General features: G+C 55.3%; 15 protein-coding genes and 1 pseudogene. 15 read left to right on the top strand and 1 reads right to left on the bottom strand.

The annotated features are described in order from the left end of the window. The first annotated feature begins 665 nt into the window (after nucleotides 1-665). The 13 genes and pseudogenes from AC2FJF_RS13960 (at nucleotide 666) to AC2FJF_RS13900 (ending at nucleotide 14,514) form a co-directional block, all read left to right on the top strand. Nucleotides 666-1,535, top strand: a complete 870-nt coding sequence (locus AC2FJF_RS13960; RefSeq protein WP_496725936.1) for an AfsR/SARP family transcriptional regulator — start codon at nucleotides 666-668, stop codon at nucleotides 1,533-1,535. 318 nt (nucleotides 1,536-1,853) lie between these two features. Further along, entirely contained in the window at nucleotides 1,854-2,786 is a 933-nt protein-coding gene (locus tag AC2FJF_RS13955; RefSeq protein WP_496725935.1) for a hypothetical protein, read from the top strand. Next, nucleotides 2,783-3,274, top strand: a complete 492-nt coding sequence (locus tag AC2FJF_RS13950) for a hypothetical protein (protein WP_496725934.1) — start codon at nucleotides 2,783-2,785, stop codon at nucleotides 3,272-3,274. Before AC2FJF_RS13955 ends, AC2FJF_RS13950 begins: the two co-directional genes overlap by 4 nt. After that, nucleotides 3,271-4,086 carry a hypothetical protein gene (locus AC2FJF_RS13945; protein WP_496725933.1) on the top strand — a complete coding sequence of 272 codons (816 nt, stop codon included), beginning with the start codon at nucleotides 3,271-3,273 and terminating at the stop codon, nucleotides 4,084-4,086. The genes AC2FJF_RS13950 and AC2FJF_RS13945 overlap by 4 nt, the downstream gene beginning before the upstream one ends. 13 nt (nucleotides 4,087-4,099) lie before the next feature. Then, a complete protein-coding gene (locus AC2FJF_RS13940) occupies nucleotides 4,100-4,501 on the top strand; it encodes a hypothetical protein (RefSeq protein WP_496725932.1) in 402 nt (133 codons plus the stop codon). Nucleotides 4,502-4,672: 171 nt separating this feature from the next. After that, nucleotides 4,673-5,185 carry a helix-hairpin-helix domain-containing protein gene (locus tag AC2FJF_RS13935; protein WP_496725931.1) on the top strand — a complete coding sequence of 171 codons (513 nt, stop codon included), beginning with the start codon at nucleotides 4,673-4,675 and terminating at the stop codon, nucleotides 5,183-5,185. 2 nt (nucleotides 5,186-5,187) lie between these two features. After that, nucleotides 5,188-6,948, top strand: a complete 1,761-nt coding sequence (locus AC2FJF_RS13930; RefSeq protein WP_496725930.1) for a S8 family serine peptidase — start codon at nucleotides 5,188-5,190, stop codon at nucleotides 6,946-6,948. A gap of 101 nt (nucleotides 6,949-7,049) precedes the next feature. Then, nucleotides 7,050-8,285, top strand: coding sequence for a tyrosinase family protein (locus AC2FJF_RS13925; protein WP_496725929.1), 1,236 nt, complete (start codon nucleotides 7,050-7,052; stop codon nucleotides 8,283-8,285). Between the two features lie 29 nt (nucleotides 8,286-8,314). Further along, nucleotides 8,315-8,404: pseudogene (locus AC2FJF_RS13920) on the top strand (IS5/IS1182 family transposase); the annotation flags it as partial. 720 nt (nucleotides 8,405-9,124) lie between these two features. Beyond that, nucleotides 9,125-9,874 (top strand): Tll0287-like domain-containing protein, encoded by a 750-nt coding sequence (locus AC2FJF_RS13915; RefSeq protein WP_496725928.1) that lies wholly within the window; start codon nucleotides 9,125-9,127, stop codon nucleotides 9,872-9,874. Then, nucleotides 9,871-12,576 (top strand): response regulator, encoded by a 2,706-nt coding sequence (locus tag AC2FJF_RS13910; RefSeq protein ID WP_496725927.1) that lies wholly within the window; start codon nucleotides 9,871-9,873, stop codon nucleotides 12,574-12,576. Before AC2FJF_RS13915 ends, AC2FJF_RS13910 begins: the two co-directional genes overlap by 4 nt. Before the next feature lie 18 nt (nucleotides 12,577-12,594). After that, a complete protein-coding gene (locus tag AC2FJF_RS13905) occupies nucleotides 12,595-12,960 on the top strand; it encodes a response regulator (RefSeq protein WP_496725926.1) in 366 nt (121 codons plus the stop codon). A gap of 6 nt (nucleotides 12,961-12,966) precedes the next feature. Continuing rightward, nucleotides 12,967-14,514: an adenylate/guanylate cyclase domain-containing protein gene (locus tag AC2FJF_RS13900; RefSeq protein ID WP_496725925.1), complete on the top strand. Its 1,548-nt coding sequence runs from the start codon at nucleotides 12,967-12,969 to the stop codon at nucleotides 14,512-14,514. Between the two features lie 609 nt (nucleotides 14,515-15,123). Here the strand turns inward: AC2FJF_RS13900 and AC2FJF_RS13895 are convergent. Then, the gene (locus AC2FJF_RS13895) at nucleotides 15,124-16,026 is read right to left on the bottom strand and encodes a LysR family transcriptional regulator (protein WP_496725924.1); all 903 of its coding nucleotides are present in this window, start codon (nucleotides 16,024-16,026) and stop codon (nucleotides 15,124-15,126) included. Between the two features lie 122 nt (nucleotides 16,027-16,148). Here AC2FJF_RS13895 and cuyA point away from each other — a divergent pair, with 122 nt between their 5' ends. Beyond that, the gene (gene cuyA, locus AC2FJF_RS13890; RefSeq protein WP_496725923.1) at nucleotides 16,149-17,162 is read left to right on the top strand and encodes a D-cysteate sulfo-lyase; all 1,014 of its coding nucleotides are present in this window, start codon (nucleotides 16,149-16,151) and stop codon (nucleotides 17,160-17,162) included. A 3-nt stretch (nucleotides 17,163-17,165) separates the two neighbouring features. Next, nucleotides 17,166-17,882, top strand: a complete 717-nt coding sequence (gene cuyB, locus AC2FJF_RS13885; protein ID WP_496725922.1) for a cysteate racemase — start codon at nucleotides 17,166-17,168, stop codon at nucleotides 17,880-17,882. Nucleotides 17,883-17,936 lie beyond the last annotated feature (54 nt).

Raw genomic sequence — 17,936 nt, 5'->3', positions numbered from 1 at the left:
AATCGTTTAGCTATACGGATCAAAAAGCGGCTTACTTGTTAGACAGAAATACAGAGATGACATTGAGAATGCCAAGGTCGGCCTTTTGACCAATATGGTTGGAAAGTTAGTCACGCTGTACTGCTCAAGATCGACGACAATGGGTAATGGCTGTCTGCAACCGGCTGAGACTTATTTCTTTGGGCCGCAACCGTAGGAAAAGAGCGCGGTTGGAATGTAACAGTTTTTGAAACAAAAGCTGGTGAAACCGAATTGCGGAATTTCGAGTTTCCTTAACAAGATCAGTATCTGAAATGAGTGAGTTATCGCTGAAGTCAGATTGCAAAATTGATATCGCACAAACTTTACGGTAGTGAAGACTACAATAATTGAATGAGGTCTGCAGGTGTCGGGAACCCATCCATCTCCGACTGGTCTCATAAAAAAATTTCCAACAGTCCGGACTATCGAGGGCTGAGGCTTCCGTAAACGTTGCACTTATTTTGACGACGATCCGCAAACATCGTTCAGCTTTGCTTTACTTGGTTTTTTGAAGCCCAGTACCCAACCAGCATCAGATTGAGTGCCGGAACCAATGGGACATTTGACCTTTGGATATGGCTCCGCTCTCACCGGTTTTTCGCCTCGTTGATAGGTCCGGAGGCAATAAGAAGTAGAGTATTGTCATGTCTGGCATGGTTCGTGTTCTCGGCCGCGTAGAGATACAAGCTCAAGGTGGTGAAAACCTACCAATTACCAGTATCCGCTCGAAAGAGCTGATCGCGGCCTTGGGGAACCGCCCGGGGCATCCGGTTGAGCGCCGTCAGGTGATGTCCTGGATTTGGCCGGACAAGGATCCAGACAAAGCACGGCGCGCGTTGAACACCGAGGTCTGGCGCCTGAAGAAAGTAGTGGAAACGGCAGGAACTGACCCTTCTGCGCTTATTGATTCAACACCTCGAACACTGACTTTGCGCAATGATGCCGGCTATATCGTTGATATCGACATGCTGGCCCAGGGCGGAAACACTGCGCTTGAGAGTCTTCTTGCAGGTGAAATCCAGATCGGGCGTTTTGCAGAAGGGGTGGAAGCTGAGTGGATAGAAGAGTTGCGCCACGAGACGCAGGCGCGGATTTTCAGGTTTCTGGAAAAGACGATCGAGGCCGCGTTGGAAACCAACCGACTGGCAGAGGCTCGATGGGTCGCTGAAAAGTTCCAGCGCGACAATCCCTATGACGAGGCCGCGACGCGCTGGCTGATGAAGATTGACATGATGACTGGCCAGAATGGCAACGCGATCCAGCATTTCAACATACTCAAAACCGTTCTGAGCGATGAGCTTGGTGTCGTCCCGTCGCCGGATACGGTAGCTTTGGCGCAAAAGCTTCAATCGGAAGATCTGCCGGCGCCCAGACCGGGTTTCAGGTTTGAGCCGGCAACTGATCCGCGCATCAGAGCGGCCTTGCGGCGCGTTGATGCGCTCCATGGGTTGGTGGGCGAGTTACGGCAAGAGTTGTCAGCGTTGACAGACGAGTTAGACCGCCTGGACGAGTGAAACTGCCCTGGCATACTTTCCAAACCTCTTTTGCTGCGAGATATCGACCCCCACTCACAAATTAAACAACGTCGTCTCGAAGTCGCCAGTGTTGAGGCGATGCAGGCCAGTCCCGAAAAGGCTGATCTACCTGCTCTGAATGCCTGTGCTAGCGGCCGTGTCCTTTTTTCCGCCCAGCTCCTTCGCTCCCACTGAGGTTTTTTCCCAAACCTCCTTTTGTGATCGTTCGCTTGATTGCGTCGTGATTGGCCTGTGATTGCGCCATGCAATGTCTGGAAAGAACGGCAAACGCTGCGCAAGAGAGCAAGGGTGATCAACATGTCCCGCGATGCACGAAACCGGTTTTGGAATGCACCGGCTGAAGACGATTTTGAAGACTTCTTTGACGAAGAGTTCGCGCCAGAGTTTATCGATGCTGATAGCGCGTTCCCGGAGGAAATGGAAAGCGACGCCGAGTGGGGCGCGATTTTCGACGCAGGCTTCTCGCCGGAAGATGTCGCGCGCGAGGCTTTTGCCGAGATTGCTGATGCCGACGACACCGAGGTCAACGAGTTTCTTTTTCAGATGACCGAAGGCATGAGCCCCGAAGAACTGGAGAGCTTTTGGCGGGGTCTGGCCCGGTTCGGGCGCAAGGCGCTCAAGGTTGCGGCACCAGTCGTACGCACCGTCGCCCCGGTGGTTGGCACAGCGATCGGCGGCCCGATCGGCGGTGCTGTTGGTGGATTGCTTGGTCAGGGCGTAGGCGCACTTGCCGGGCAGCTCGGATCGCGTGGGCGGTCCAGACGTGGGCGAAGACGGCCTTTGCGGCGTGGACGTTCGGTGATGACGCGCAGACCTGCGCGTGGTCGAGTCCGTCGCGCACGTCCTAGAAGACGCGGACGCCGCAGAGCAGGGTTGGCCTCGATTGGTCAGCAGGCAGGAGCCATTCTACGCAATCCACAGATTCAGTCGATTTTGGCGGGCCTCATTGGCGGGCGCTCGCGCGAAGTCGTAGGCCGTTCGGGCGAGACGATGTCTGGGCCCGTTGCAATCGCAGGGCTTATTGAAGGGTTGACCGAGGCGCTAAGCGAAGCAGAAGCCGCTGGAATCGACCTTGATGATTTTTCCGCAGATTTCGAAGCGGAGGATTTCGAAAGCGCTGCAGATGCATTTGCGCTTTTGGTGGAAATGATTGGAATTGACGAGGACGCCGGCGAGCGTGCCGGCCCCTGCCCCGAGACCGGTGAAGCCATTTGCCGGTGCAACACATGACCGCGCTTAACGAAATACTGCTGAAGGCGCTGACGAGTTCGGGTGAGATCGACCAGGCAGAAATTCTGGCGCATCTCACCGGGGCTGCTCAGGCAGAACAGCCTCACGAAACGCCTGCAGCTATTGATCTTGATGCTTGGCGCGAAGAGGCTGCCCGATCCGAGAAGGTGATCGAAAGCATGAGTGCACAGCTCGACATGCTGGCCTGTGCCTTAGGCGCGTGCCCGTCATGTTGGGGCGACAGCGAAGACTGCGAAGACTGTGGCGGGCAAGGTGCCGGAAGCCCCGGCACATTCCTACCCGACCCTGATTGTTTCAGGGCTTTGATTGTCCCGGTTCTCGAAGTGATGGTGGACCAAGGAAACCGTCGCCGCCGTCCCAGACGGCGTGCGAGGCGGCGTCCTTCGCCTCACGTCTCCGACAAGGTGGCGCATCCATTGACCATAGACGCCACGGTCATTCAACAGAAGGAAAGGTCTGACCCATGAGCTCATCAGGATTGATGGAACAGGACGATCTTTTGCGATTTGCGCTCGCTCAGAGCCAAGTCGCGGAGTTCGACGACGATGATGATGAAGATTTCGATGACGATGACGAAATGTTCGAGTTCGACGACGACGATGATGAAGATTTCGACGACGATGACGAAATGTTCGAGTTCGACGACGACGATGATGAAGACACCGACATGCTGGACATGGCTGATGACTTCGAAAGCGACGGCGAGGACTTTCCTGAACGCCGTCGCCGCCGTCGCCGCCGCCGTCGCTCCTTCCGTCGCCCGCGATTTCGCAGGTTCAGCCGCCGGCGTCGCATGGGCAAGGTCAAGGGGTCACGCTCGACCACAATGCGTGGGCGAAATGGCCGCCGCATGCGGGTGCGCTTTGGCAAGAGCTTTGCCACATCGGCAGAGGTCAACAAGCTGATCGCTTCTACCAACAAACGGTTTGCAGCCGCCATGAAGGAGCGAAAGGCGAACCACAACGCTCTGTCCAAGCGAATTGCATCGGCCACGAAGAACTTAGACGGCAAGGTTTCGTCGCTGCGCAAGTCGGTCAAGACACTTGAGCGGCAAGCCCAGACTTCCAGCCTCTTGGGGCTGTTAGGTGGTGCACCAAAGGCCGAAAAGATCAAGCTTTCGGGTGCAGCGGCAGGGGCTCTTGCTGGTCAGGAGATTGATGCCGAGATCACGTTCAAGAAGCAGGACATCCTGCTGCCGATCCTGGCTTCTGGCGCGTTTGGCAAGTCAGGCGGCGGGGATGACACGCTGATGTACGCCCTTCTCTTGGGCCGGAACTAAGGGGGGCGAACAAATGCGACAGAAAGCACTACTGAATATCGTAGCCACACGCGATCTGATCCCGGATCTAACGACCGAGGCATTTCTGGCCTCCCGTGATGGAGTGCTCGGTGTCATGGGGCTCCAGCGTATCGCAGAAAGCCACGCCGAAGTGACCAAAGCACGCGACACGGCCATTGGAGAGGCTTCCAAATGGTACAAGGCATTGGAGAATGGCGTTAGGCTGCTTGAGCAGATGCCCGGTGGCACAGCGGTCACGCCAGCTCAGGTAGATGCGCTTGTTCAGCGGCTCGCTGAAACAGTGGCGCTGGATCCCGATAAACGGCCTGACGGTGTTGGAGATCCAGACGACGACGATCCTCAAAACCCACCTGCTGGTGGCCCCGGAGATTTATCCAATTCCGATCCTGATTGATTATCAAATGCTTTCAGACAGGGCGGCGCTGTCGCCCTGTCTTTCCTTTACGCAGGAGGACCGGCCATGTGCGGGTGTCAGTTGATACGTCTGGAGGATGTTAAACCGGTTGCACGGCACAAGCCCCTAAAACCTGGTGACTTCGGCGGGCCTTTGAAATCGTCGCCGCCAGTGCCCAAGCCGCTTCCTAAAGGTCGGTTCTTTAGCTCGGGAAAATTGCCTAGGCCGCGCGCGACGATCGAGGCCGTGGCCACCGCTTTTCGTGCGCGAGAGGCCTTCGCGCGGGTGATGCAGCTTTTTCGCCAGGACAAGATCGAAAACGATGATGTTGACCAGGTGGCCCGCGCCATTTTGGCGGTGCCCGAGATGAGCCGCGACGAGATTGCGAAAACTCTTGGTGTCTCGGTCGATCAGATCGAAGAATTAAGCGCGGGCCTGAAAGCCCACGAAACTGCACTTCATGACGCATTAAAGAGTTTGCGAGCGTCAGAGCATCAGTTGACGACGATTAAAGGGATAGGCCCGAAAATTGCCAAACGGCTTCGGGAACATGGTGTCAAAGACTTGCGCCATCTCGCAGGCATGGACGATGCCGCTGTCGAGGCATTGGATCGGGATATCGATGCGCCCACTCAGGCCAAGAGCTGGCGCAACGAAGCACAGCAGATCCTCGAGAAACCCTAGCCATGGACCCGGCGCTGCGTGAACTTCTGGGCAGCGGGCGGCGGCGTGACAGCGTCGAGGCGATCCTCCGCCTGCACCCTGGAGCCAAAGTGCCAGAGAAATGGGTCAGACCGGTGACACGGTTCGGCGACATTCTGACGGTTCGGCTCAGGCGCGGCGACATTTTCCAAGTTTGGTCGCACCCATCGGTAAAATCACTGAAAGCAGCGCGTGTCTTTGGGCAAAGTCGAGAGACACCTCCAACGCCAGAGGTGTTTTCGCGTACGCGCGCGCCCACCCGTCAGGCCCACCCGCGCCACCGTGGGCAAGGTGTTGTGCTTGGAGTGATCGATTGGGGGTTTGATATTGCTCATCCGGCCTTTCGAGACGCCGCAGGTCAAAGTCGGGTACTGGCATTGTGGGATCAACGTGAACCGTCGCGCGGCGTGCAGCCAAAGCCATACGGATACGGTCGCGTCATTACCCGGCGAGAGATCGACCGAGCACTTACAACGTCTCGGCCCTATGAACGCCTTGACTACCATCCCGGTGACGCGGATCGGGGGCGGGGCGCGCATGGAACGCACGTTGCGGATATTGCTGGTGGTTCGCCGCGTTCAGACGGTGAAGGCGGATTGGCCCCAGAGGCTGATCTGGTGTTCGTACATCTCTCGGCGGCGCGTCTGGGCGGGCTTTCAGATCTTGGAAATTCTGCGCGGATCATCGAAGCGGTGGATTTCATTCGTCGTTTGAGCCGGGGGAGAGGTTGCGTCATTAACATGAGCCTCGGTCGACAGGGAGGAGCAAAGAACGGCACCAGCTTGGTGGAACGCGCACTTGATGCCTTTGTTACTGAGCGGGACGATGCAGTTATTGTGCAATCGGCAGGCAATTACTTCCTGGCCAATTGCCATGCCGCAGGAGTGCTGCCTCCGGGTCATATGCGCCGGATCGGGTGGGATATTTCCCGTCACGACCCAACCGACAATGAGATGGAGATTTTTTATTCGGCGCGCGACCGGATGCGTGTAAGTCTGCGGCCGCCAGGACAAGAGACGATTACGGTCCCCTTGGGTGACACACGCAGCCTTCGCGATGTATTTGGGCGCGAAATTGCGCGGGTTTATCATCGCGCGCTTGAGCCGAACTCGGGTGATCATCACTGCGATATTTTTGTCTACGCGAATGCACCCGGCGGGCGCTGGACAGTGGAAATCAGCGCGGATGTCGTAACCGACGGGCGCTATGATGTTTGGATCGAGCGGGACGGCTCTGGCCCGCGCCGTCAGTCCCGATTGGCCCCCGGCGAGGCCGATCAGACCTGCACCATCGGGTCGATCGCTTCGGGCTACCACTCAATCGTAGTCGGCGCCGCGCAGCAAGGCCGGGTGGGCGCTCGGCCTGCGCGTTTTGCCTCGGCTGGTCCCACCCGCGATGGCCGGACAAAGCCGGACGTTGTGGCACCTGGTGTGGCGGTGCGGGCCGCCCGCAATACACCGCTTGGCGAATCCCACCCGCGACCACGTCATACCCATATGTCTGGCGCAAGCCAGGCTGCCCCGTTTGTCGCGGGTCTTTTGGCAGCCTGTTTATCGGCTGCTGGCCCGGGGCAAGGCATTCACGATTTACGCAGAATGATCATTGGTACCGCCCGCCCGCAAGCGGCGCACAAGCTGGTTGACCGTCTGCGTCTGGGTGCGGGTCTGGTCGATCCGCAAACCGCGCTTCGTGTTGCTGAGCACAGTTCCTCACACCCCATAAGAGACAGAGGATTGGTACGATGAAATATGACAGAAGTTCATTCGGACATCGCAGACGCACCTATCGGCGCGGACGAATGGGAACTGCTGAGGCCGGTGGCCATGCTCATCATGGGGGGCACTCCATGACCTTTTGGGTTGATCCCAATCTTATGCGAGACAGGCCAGCGGAAGTGCGTGGATTTGAAGAATCCGGGCCACGCCAATTTACCCATTCGCGATTCAGAAACGATAGCTTTCTGACCCAGGTCCTGAATGGTCGACGTACCATGCGACGTGGGGCACGAGGCGCGTCTGTTCGCAAGGTACAGCAAGCGCTGATCGATCTTGGTTTCCAACTTAGGTTCGGCGCAGATGGTGATTTCGGGCGCGAAACAGATCGAACTGTCCGGGCTTTCCAGACAAATGTCAGAGCGCACAATTCCAGCTTCCTTGTCGATGGAATCGTGGGCGAGAATACCATTGCGGCCCTTGATGCGGCAATCAATCGCTTGCGGTTGCGAAAGGATGTCACTGCGCTGACCGCGACGGAGCAGGCCGCACTTGCTGGAGCGCTTCAGGCGCTGAATGCTGCGGATGAACGCAGGCAGTTCGTCGTTGACCATGCAAGGAGGGCTATCCATGGAAACGCAGGGTTCCTGCCCTGGCACAGGCAGTTCATCCTGAATTTTGAAAGCCGTCTGCGCCGCCATGATGACCGCGTGTCGCTGCCTTACTGGAACTGGTTCACTGACCCCGGGCAACGCGGAGGTGTGCGTATGTGGAACCGCGCGATGGAGCGCATATTGGGTGGCGATGGAGATCGGACCAGACCGGGGAATCGCCGCATCGGCTTTCCTGTCGTGTCAGGACCAATTGGGAGTGGATGGTCAAGCTTCACCGCGACTGGATCAGTCGATGAACCTTTTCTGCGAAGGGTATTTGGGGAACATCGCGGACGACCAAGCGGAGGCGTAACCCGCACCCGTGTGATGCGGGAAAGAGTGTACGACGTGACGCCATTCGACTCGAGCGACCGACGCGGCTTTCGGCATGTTCTTGAATTTGGCCCGCATGGTGCCGGGCATATGTGGACCGGTGGGCAAATGGCCGATATCACACTGTCGCCAAATGACCCGGCATTCTTCTTCCATCACTGCATGGTGGACAAAGTCTGGGCGGACTGGCAGGCAGGGAAACCGGCGGCTGCGGGCTATTTGCCCAATACTCCTGTGGGTTCGGTGCCGGGGCGGAACACTTCTATGGAGGTGTTTGAAACCAATCGGCCAAGCCCTGGCAGCGTGACGCCTGCAGCGACACTGGATCTCACCAACCAAAGCGATAATCTGGGAAATACAGGGCTCATGGTTCGGTACGTGTGAAAGCAGCATTGAGTTCTTGGATTATGTATTGGAGGCGAATGGCAACCCGCTATGCCCGGTGCACCAAAACCTTCTTTTCTGCTATCGCTCTCGCGGCAACCGTCATCTATTGGGCATGAATATTGACTGTAGTACGTCGAATGTGTCTTGAGTTCAGGATGCTGCACCGTGGGCCAACGTTCGACATGGAAACAAAAGAATGGGTCCAAGCATCCAGTTGAAACCTGCCGCCTGTTCGGACACGCCCCACAGCTATGTGAAGACCGCTTATTCGTCAGCGTGGGGATGCAGAGTGCCTTTACCGCTTTAAAATCAAGCCGGAAAACGATGCGGTGCGATTTAGCTTTTTTGATTTCGTTGCATATTCAGTGACCGATGAAATGTTTGCTCAACATTGCGATCATGAAGATTCTGAGGGTGATTGGCTTCAAATCTTTTCGAAGTCGTTCTTCATAACATTTGTGGAACGAAGTACTAAAGCGACGCCAGAATTCCCCGGCAAATTGACACACTATCAGATCACTACACTTGATCACACGATTAACATCACACGATTAACAGCACAACGCCCTACTCTCCTAAAATTCTCAAGTTTGCACATTGAGGCAAGGTAAGTTCGGACCCGGTGCAGACGTTCACCAAATTTCGCTCACCATCTGATTTGCGGGCAACGTTGTTTGGGGTACCAGCGGCGCGGTTACCAGATCGACCGTCGCCTATTACAATCCAATTTTGGCTGTACAAATTCGGGCGGGCCGAATTCCTAGGACAGTTTGGAGTTTTTTTGCTACCCTAGCTTATTGTCACTGCACTTGGCTTTGCGTGGGGGCGCTGGTCTATTGAAAAAACCAATTTTTACAGCAGCGGTCATTTTGAGTACATTTTGTCCGCTTAGTTCAGATGATGTAGCGGCGGAAACCGCAGAAGAAGTTGAGACGGGCAACCGACTAGCAGCGGTGTTGCGAGCCGGTAGAAGTGTCGTGTCGAACAGTCAGGACCTAATCAACAATCCGGATGTCACGGACAAAGGGCTGTCCGGTGAAGTGTTTTACGAGAAAGTTATTGAGGCCTACTCGGAGGCTAACGGTGAACCACCGCTGCATGATGGGCTGGACCCACTAGAGCGTAAACTTACAGAAACGCAGCTGGACGCTATGGTCACGGTAATCGACGCAAACCAAGAGATAATAAATGCCGAGGGAGTGGCATTTAAAGGATTTATTCCAGCCGTATTTGCGCGGCTGGTAAATGAACAGTTCGCAGATGAAATTGGCACGTCTGCTGTGGTCAAGGTAACGGCGCCCTCGGAACTTGTCCGCAATCGCATGGCCCGTCCGGATTCCTGGGAAAACGCGATCATCGAGGAAAAGTTCAAGGACTCCTCTTGGGCCGAAGGGCAGCCATTTTTCGAAGAAACTGACGTTTCAGGAACACCCGCTTTCCGTATGCTGATCCCCGAATACTACTCTGAGTCCTGTCTTTCATGCCACGGATCGCCAGCGGGTGAAACGGATGTGACCGGTTTCCCAAAGGAAGGTGGGCAACTTGGGGATCTGGCAGGTGCAATCAGCATAACCCTTTTTAGATGAAACAAGATTCTGTTTTGAGTAACAATTGGAAGTGGGTGTCCGAAAACACTATTCCGGTGCGCATTGGGTCACTGTCAGCGCTATTGTTAACCGCTTTGGTCGTGAGCACCATTGTGATGGTCTACGATCTGGCGCGTAACCAAGCCCGCATACAAGACGCAAATACTGAGTTTCACCGGCTGGAAGTAGCTGGCCAGGCCGACCGTCATTTTGGCGAGATGAGGTATTGGCTGACGGATCTTTCTGTCAGTTTACTGACCCTTTCGGAGCGGCGCGCCAACGAAGCAAGGACGATGCTCAATAGCAGCCTCGAACAGCTCGCCGCTTTTGCACCAGAGTCCGCAGCCAGTGTACAAGAGCAGGCAAACTCCTACTACGAAACTTCTATGCAAGCAGCCGATGCTTACACAGATGGTAACAGGGTGCTGGGAAATACTTTGCTTGCACAGGCCCGAGTGGCCAGTGATGCAGTCGACAAGACGCTTACGCAATTGGTCGATGACCTATCTGAAAGCGCCGACCGAACCAGAAATGAAGCAACGGTTGCCGCCAAGGCTGCAATGAACCGAGCGATCATTGCATGTGTTGTCATCGTGATATTGGGAGCGCTTCTTACGTGGCGCGCTCTGAGGTCGATCGTTGTGCCGCTGCATGCAATCAACATCGCGATTTCAGGACTGATCCGGGGTGAACGGGATGTTACTCTGCCGCCCGAAGGCCCTGATGAGCTGGGCCGGATGTCCCAAGCGCTAAGAGCGCTTCGCGACAGCCAGGACAAACGGCGCGAACTAGAAGAAGAAGCGCGTGCGCAGCGCAATACGATTCTGACAGCAATTGAAACAATTCCAGACGGATTTGCGTTGTTCGACAACGAAGACCAACTCATACTCTTCAATGACCGGTTCCGCAGCATTTTTGCACATGTAGACGACATACTTGGGCCGGGCACGCGGTTCGAGGATATCTTGCGGCTGCAACTGGAACGAAAATCGGTTGATACCGATGGTGTGCCTGACGAAGAGTGGATTAGCAGCCGGCTTGCACGACATCGCAGGCCTGACGGAGATCGCCAAGAAGTCTTGCTGGGTGGCGCATGGATTCAGGTGTCAAAACGCCAGACCCCCGACGGGGGCACGGTCGCTGTTTACAGCGATATTTCTGACCTTAAGTCCAAACAGGAACAACTTGAAGAAGCCAACGCGCAGGCGATCGCTGCCAGCTCTGCAAAAAGCCAGTTCCTGGCTTCCATGAGCCACGAGTTGCGCACTCCTTTGAACGCGATCATCGGTTATAGCGAAATGCTGTCCGAGGATGCGCAGGACATGGGATTCGAGACTGCGACGGATGACCTGGAGAAGATCATGGCATCCGGGCGACATCTGCTCTCGCTCATCAATGACGTTCTTGATCTGTCCAAGATCGAAGCGGGCAAAATGGAAATGTACCCGGAACGCTTCGCACTGCGGCCCTTGTTGGACGAAGTCGCGTCGACCGTGGTTCCCTTGGTGAGCAAGAACAGAAATGAACTGGTTCTCTCTTGTGATCTCGCAGACACTGACGAGATCGAAACTGATAAAACCAAGCTCCGGCAGAACCTTTTCAACCTGTTGTCCAACGCGGCGAAGTTCACCGAAGGTGGTAAGATTGAGCTTCTCGTCTCTAAACTCCGGAAAAATGATACAGATTTCTTTCGATTTGCGGTGCGAGATGAAGGTATCGGAATGACGCCGCAGCAACGCGACAAGCTGTTCCAAGCGTTCGTGCAAGCTGATCAGTCTACTACGCGGAATTTCGGAGGCACAGGGCTAGGGCTCGCCATTGCGCAGGAATTTACGCGTATGATGGGCGGGCATATTACTGTCGATAGCAAAGAGGGTGTTGGATCGACCTTCTCTTTCGAAATCCCAGCCCGCTACGATACCATTTCTACGTCGACTAACGAATACAGCGAAACGTCACCGGACACTGCTTTGGGCCGCGTTCTGATAGTGGATGATGAAGAAGACGCACGGAACGCGGTGGCAAAAATCGTGCGCGAGGAAGGGTATGATGTCTTGCTGGCATCGAACGCAGCGGCGGGCATGGAAATCGCGCGCTCGCAAAAGCCTGACGTCATTCTTCTGGACGTTATCATGCCTGAACGCGACGGCTGGTCTATGTTGAAGGAACTCAAGGCAGACTCGAAGCTGTGCGAAACGCCCGTTGTCCTAGCCACGATTGTCGCGGATCGCGACATGGGCCTTGCCTTCGGAGCGATCGAACACCTAATTAAACCAATTGATCCAGCGCGGCTGATCGCAACGTTGGATGCTATCGCCTCCGGACGCGACAAGGACGTGCTGATCGTTGACGACGATATGTCAACGCGAAACCTGTTTCGCCGCATCCTAACGCGCAACGGATGGACGGTACGCGAGGCGGCAGACGGTCACGGCGCGCTCAGCCAATTGAAATCCAAAAGACCGACACTGATGGTATTGGACATTATGATGCCGAATGTGGACGGTTTCGATGTTCTCAAAACGGTTCGCACAACTGATGAGCTTGCAGATTTGCCGGTTATCGTAGCCACGTCCAAGGACCTGACGCGGGACGAACTGGATTGGTTGAAAGCCCATTCAGATGAGGTCATCCGCAAAGGAGATACCGGTCGAGGTGATCTGATTGCGGCACTGAAACGCCAGTTACAAGATTATTCATAAGTCGGAAAGATTAAGGCGATGGCAAAGATACTTATTGTGGAAGACAACGATATGAACCTCGATATGCTGTCGCGCCGGCTGCAGAGAAAAGGCTACGAAACCGTATCTGCCCGCGATGGTCAGGCCGGCGTTGAACAAGCCCTATCGGATAAACCGGATCTGATTTTAATGGACATGAGCCTGCCCGTAATCGACGGGTGGGAGGCGACCAGACAGATAAAAGCAAACCCAGATACAAACGCTATCCCAGTTGTCGCTTTGACCGCCCATGCGATGCAGAGTGATCGTGACAAGGCCATGGATGCCGGTTGCGACGAATTCTATACCAAACCGATCGAACTGCCCGGGTTGCTGGAAATTATTGAAAAACTGCTGGACGGGTAGCGCGGCATGGTTTCAGAGACCCGAAAAGACAAGTTGGCATTAGCCACCCGCATTTCCCAGAACCTCAATGGGCCGTCAGAAGCGATTGTTGGGTTTCATAATCTGCTGATCGAGGAAGTACGCAGATCAGGACCAGAGGCTGCGCTAGAGGATTTGCAAAAGATTGGCGCCGCCGCCAGCAACCTTGTTCAGTTGGTCGAACTGTTAGGGAAAAGTGCGCACCAAGTCACCGCCGACAAAGACGCGCAGGCAAAATTACGGCATGATTTACGCTCTCCGATCAATGCGATCATTGGGTATTCGGAAATGGTTCTGGATGATTTCGAGGCAGATCTGAAGCCTTCCGCTTGCAGCGACATAAACGCGATCCTGAGCGAAGCGCGCAAGCTGGCGCTACAGATCGACAGCACCATCAGTGATGCAGACATTCAGAATAACGCTGAGGACAGTGAACGGGATCAGGAAATTGCGGCCAACCTTGAACGCAGCCTTGCGAACTCTGATGCCGGTCGCGAAGCCCTGACCGGACGTATCTTGGTGATTGATGACGAGGCGGCCAATCGGGAAATCCTGACCAGGTTACTAGAGCGCAGAGGGCATAGTGTGCGGTCCGTCGGCTCGGCCAGGGAAACTTTTGAGGCACTAAACCGCGAGGGATTCGACCTTGTTCTGTTGGATATTCTTATGCCAGAGGTGAATGGCATCGATGTCCTCGAAAATATGAAAAAAGATCCGTCTTGGCGCGAAATGCCCGTGGTCATGGTTTCTGGTCTTAACGAGACCGACGCAATCGCCAAGTGCATTAGTGTCGGCGCCGAGGACTATTTGCCAAAACCTATCGATCCGGTGTTGCTGCATGCGCGCGTCGATGCCTGCATGGAACGCAGCCGTTGGCGCGCTAAGGAATTGGCGCTCGCAAATGAGATAAAATACGAACGTGACAGGGCAGACAAATTGCTACACTCGATGTTGCCCGCGCCAGTTATCAAACGCCTAAACGATGGTGAGACAAACATCGCTGATCGCTTCGCTGGCGCAACCATAATATTCGCGGATATCGTAGAATTCACTCCGCTGGTTGCCCGCATGGACGCTGGTGACTTAATCCTGGAATTGTCAAAACTGTTTACTGCATTTGATGACTTGGCCACCCTGCACGGCATCGAAAAAATCAAGACAATTGGAGACGCCTATATGGCGGCATCGGGGATCCCCGTGCGACGCGAAGACCACGCGCTGGCGGCAGTAAGCTTTGCACGTGACATCCTAAGGACGATGTCTGACAGCACAGTAAGCAGCGCGGGGCTGCATATCCGCATAGGTATCCATTCCGGTCCAGTCATTGCCGGTCTGATCGGGCGAAAACGGTCAATTTATGATGTTTGGGGGGAAACCGTAAACCTTGCCAGCCGTCTCGAGGCCACAGGCAGGTCGGGGCACATTCACATCTCTGCCCAAACCAAAGATGCGCTGGGTGACCATTTGCCCAACGCGGAAGCACAAACTCATTTTGTCAAAGGAGTGGGTGAGATAACATCCTACTTCGTATCCTAAGGCTTGTGATGCAGCATTGCGTCCTAATCGTTTCGGCGGTTTGATAGCCGAAAACGTCGAATTGGAACTTCGCCGTTCGGCCCAATTTGTGCTGCTAAAATGGGATGATTGCGGTCCAAAACCCTATGCTCAGGATCCACTGAATACCGTTAGGCTTCATTATCCCCGCTTCGAATTTCGAGCGGTGAACATGACTGATCCTGCGATCCGCCATACCCGCCCACAATGACAACCCGACAGTGACGCGAGACACTTTCACTGAATGTTTCCTCACCCCTGAGGCCCGCTTTGAGCCCAAACTAACGGCTTCTGCGGTGTGAACGAATTGGCGCAAACCATTACGATTCAGACATTCAAACCTTTAGCCCTGGCCGGGAGAACACCCACTGTTAAAATGTCACAGTTCCATTTATTCGCCGCATTTCTGCGCGTCAGTTCAGGGCGCTCCAGGTACCCCAAGTTTTTGTACTTTTCAGCGATGTATTGCCATCCATTCACCCGAATTTTTCGACCTCTATTATCCGTTCTTATTAGTTCCATTTGTTGCGCCGACGACCCCGGTATTCTGACGTACATCTTGCGCAACGAAATTTTTCGTCTACTCGATCGTCAGTTTCCCACTGTCGGGAGTTGTAGATGTTGGGCAAGACGCTGCCATGCCCGTTCAGCATGCTCGGACTGCGCCTCGCGGAGACGTACCAGGCGAATGATCAGAAGTTGCGACGGTAAGACGTCGTCGATCCGCACCAACCGCCCTTGTGAAAGGTGTTCGACAATCAAGGAGTGCGGCAGCCAGGCAACCCCAATATCCGTTAGCACCAGTTGCAACACCGCCAGTGTCAGGGCGGTTTCTGCGACCATTGACACGGTGGTGTCCTTGGGCAGGCGCGGATTGATCATCCGGGCGAAAACCTGCCCCAAAAAGACCTCTGACGGGTAGCTAATCGTTGGAAGAACCGCTGAATTGGCCTTGTTGCGGCCGTTCGGCGTTGCGACCGGGATCAAAAGGTCCGTTCCAAGATCCACCGTTTCAAAGGCATTAACTGGTACGGGTGCATCATCACCCGGAAGCGCATACATGATCGCAAAATCGACCTCTCTGGAGATCAAATGCATCAGACATTCATCCTGGTTGCCCGAACGCACCCGTGTCAAAACGTTACCATCCGTACTCAACGCCAGAACCACCTGTGGCGACACTGTGGTGGTCAGCGCATGCTGGCAGACAAAACCCAGTGATTTCGAAGCCTGATCGCTTGCGGTCTGCATGGTTTGGCGCAATTTGTGCATTCTTGCACTGAGATCACGTAACTCGGGCTCAAGCGCCCGTACGCCGGGCAACAGGGTAACCGGTTTGCGGCGGCGATCAAACAGTGCCGCGCCTATGCTGTCTTCAATGAGCCGCACCCGGCGAGTAAAGGCCGACTGCGTCAGAAACCGTTTTTCTGCCGCACGCGCCAAGGAGCCGCCATCAAGCACAGCTAAGATATCGTCTATCCATTCAAGCCGCATGGAACACAGATAGAGCAACCCACAATAACTTGCAATTCTTGCAATATATGGTCGGTATTTCGCATTAGGAACCGCAATATTAGGCAGATAAGTTGAGGAAAGCCAAAATTAGGAGTCTTCTTATGCATCTCGCCCGCTTTCCCCGGCTGCATCTTGCCCATCTGCCCACACCGCTTGAGCCGATGAAACGGCTTTCCAAAGAGTTGGGTTGTGAAATCTGGATCAAACGCGACGATTGCACCGGCATGTCAACGGGCGGCAACAAGACCCGAAAGCTTGAATTCCTCATGGCCGAGGCCGAGAAACAGGGCGCCGACATGGTGATGACGCAAGGCGCGACCCAGACAAATCATGGCCGGCAGACCGCTGCTTTCGCGGCCAAACTGGGTTTTGATTGTCATATCCTACTCGAGGACAGGACTGGCTATCAGGACGGGAACTACAACACCAACGGCAACGTCCTGTTGGATCACCTGCATGGTGCCACAACCGAGAAGTTTCCCGGTGGTCACAACATGGTTGAAGAAATGCAGAAGGCCGCCGAGAAGAAGCGTGCCGAAGGACGCAACGTTTACGTTATCCCTGGCGGTGGCTCAAACCCGACTGGTGCGCTTGGTTACGTAAATGCAGCCTTCGAACTTTTGTCTCAGGCTAATGAGCGGAGTCTTCGGATTGATCGGCTGGTACATGCGACAGGGTCTTCAGGCACTCAGGCCGGGCTGGTCACGGGCATGTGCGCGATGAATTCCATGGTCCCTGTTCTGGGCATAGGCACGCGGGCACCGCAAGCCAAACAGGAACAGATGGTTTATGATCTTGCCTGCAAAACAGCAGAAAAGCTGAGCTGCGCCGGCATCGTCAAGCGTGAAGACGTGATGGCCAATACCGATTATGTTGGCGAAGGCTACGGGTTGCCGACGGAAAGCGGCATTGAGGCGATCCGGATGTTCGCCGAGTTGGAAGGCATACTGCTTGACCCCTGCTATTCGGCTAAGGGCGCAGCGGGCCTAATCGACCTTGCTCGCAAGGGAGAATTCAAGGATCAGCGGGTTGTATTCCTTCATACCGGTGGCGCGGCGGCCCTGGGCGGCTACGAATTTGCCTTCGACCACGCAAATCGCTGGGTTCATATCTAAGCCATGGGCGCGCTACGTCCTGTAGGCATACTTGGCGGCATGGGCCCCGAGGCGACAATCCTCCTCCAACGCAAGTTGGTGGAGGCCGTCCCGGCGCGGGATGACAACGACCACATTCCCCTTTTGATCGATATGAATCCGCAGGTCCCGTCACGGATTGCCCACCTGATCGAGGGGACAGGCATTGATCCAGGGGACACTCTGGCAACTATGGCGCGTCGGCTTCAAACCGCCGGGGCCGAGGCTCTGGCGATGCCCTGTAACACTGCGCACCACTATGCCGGGGCAATCACAGAAGCAGTGGACATCCCCTTGCTAAACATGGTCGAGCTGGCGGCGGATCACGCCGCACAAAAGCTTGGAGCCGGAGGTTGTGTCGGCATGCTTGCCTCACCAGCGGTACGCCACACCCGACTTTTCGATACCGCTCTTTCAGAACGCGGGCTGTCTGTTGTCTGGCCTGCGAAAGACGATGCCCTGCTGGCGGCCATCCGTACGATCAAGGCCAAGGGTCCCTGCACATGTGCCCGTGACTCGGTGTTCGCAGCTTCGAAAGATCTTGTCAGCGCCGGAGCGGACCTGCAAATCATCGCCTGCTCAGAATTTTCGCTTGTTTCCGACAGTGTCGCTTGGGATGCCAACGTCAGCGATACAGTCGACCTCTTGGTCCAGGCTATCATCGAGGCGGCAACGGCCGACAGCTCCAAAGACATTGGGTAGCGAACGAATGCCTGCTTGATTCCAACCGTTCACCGGGCGCCGAATTCGCCTGCG

This window comes from Ruegeria sp. CDSB013 (genome assembly GCF_059611165.1).
Note: the sequence above shows the minus strand (reverse complement) of the source record. Positions and strands in the feature narration are given on the sequence as shown.

Coding starts and splice junctions, on each gene's coding strand:
- AC2FJF_RS13960 (WP_496725936.1), top strand. CDS start 666: ATGTCTGGCATGGTTCGTGTTCTCGGCCGCGTAGAGATACAAGCTCAA.
- AC2FJF_RS13955 (WP_496725935.1), top strand. CDS start 1,854: ATGTCCCGCGATGCACGAAACCGGTTTTGGAATGCACCGGCTGAAGAC.
- AC2FJF_RS13950 (WP_496725934.1), top strand. CDS start 2,783: ATGACCGCGCTTAACGAAATACTGCTGAAGGCGCTGACGAGTTCGGGT.
- AC2FJF_RS13945 (WP_496725933.1), top strand. CDS start 3,271: ATGAGCTCATCAGGATTGATGGAACAGGACGATCTTTTGCGATTTGCG.
- AC2FJF_RS13940 (WP_496725932.1), top strand. CDS start 4,100: ATGCGACAGAAAGCACTACTGAATATCGTAGCCACACGCGATCTGATC.
- AC2FJF_RS13930 (WP_496725930.1), top strand. CDS start 5,188: ATGGACCCGGCGCTGCGTGAACTTCTGGGCAGCGGGCGGCGGCGTGAC.
- AC2FJF_RS13925 (WP_496725929.1), top strand. CDS start 7,050: ATGACCTTTTGGGTTGATCCCAATCTTATGCGAGACAGGCCAGCGGAA.
- AC2FJF_RS13910 (WP_496725927.1), top strand. CDS start 9,871: ATGAAACAAGATTCTGTTTTGAGTAACAATTGGAAGTGGGTGTCCGAA.
- AC2FJF_RS13905 (WP_496725926.1), top strand. CDS start 12,595: ATGGCAAAGATACTTATTGTGGAAGACAACGATATGAACCTCGATATG.
- AC2FJF_RS13900 (WP_496725925.1), top strand. CDS start 12,967: ATGGTTTCAGAGACCCGAAAAGACAAGTTGGCATTAGCCACCCGCATT.
- AC2FJF_RS13895 (WP_496725924.1), bottom strand. CDS start 16,026: ATGCGGCTTGAATGGATAGACGATATCTTAGCTGTGCTTGATGGCGGC.
- cuyA (WP_496725923.1), top strand. CDS start 16,149: ATGCATCTCGCCCGCTTTCCCCGGCTGCATCTTGCCCATCTGCCCACA.
- cuyB (WP_496725922.1), top strand. CDS start 17,166: ATGGGCGCGCTACGTCCTGTAGGCATACTTGGCGGCATGGGCCCCGAG.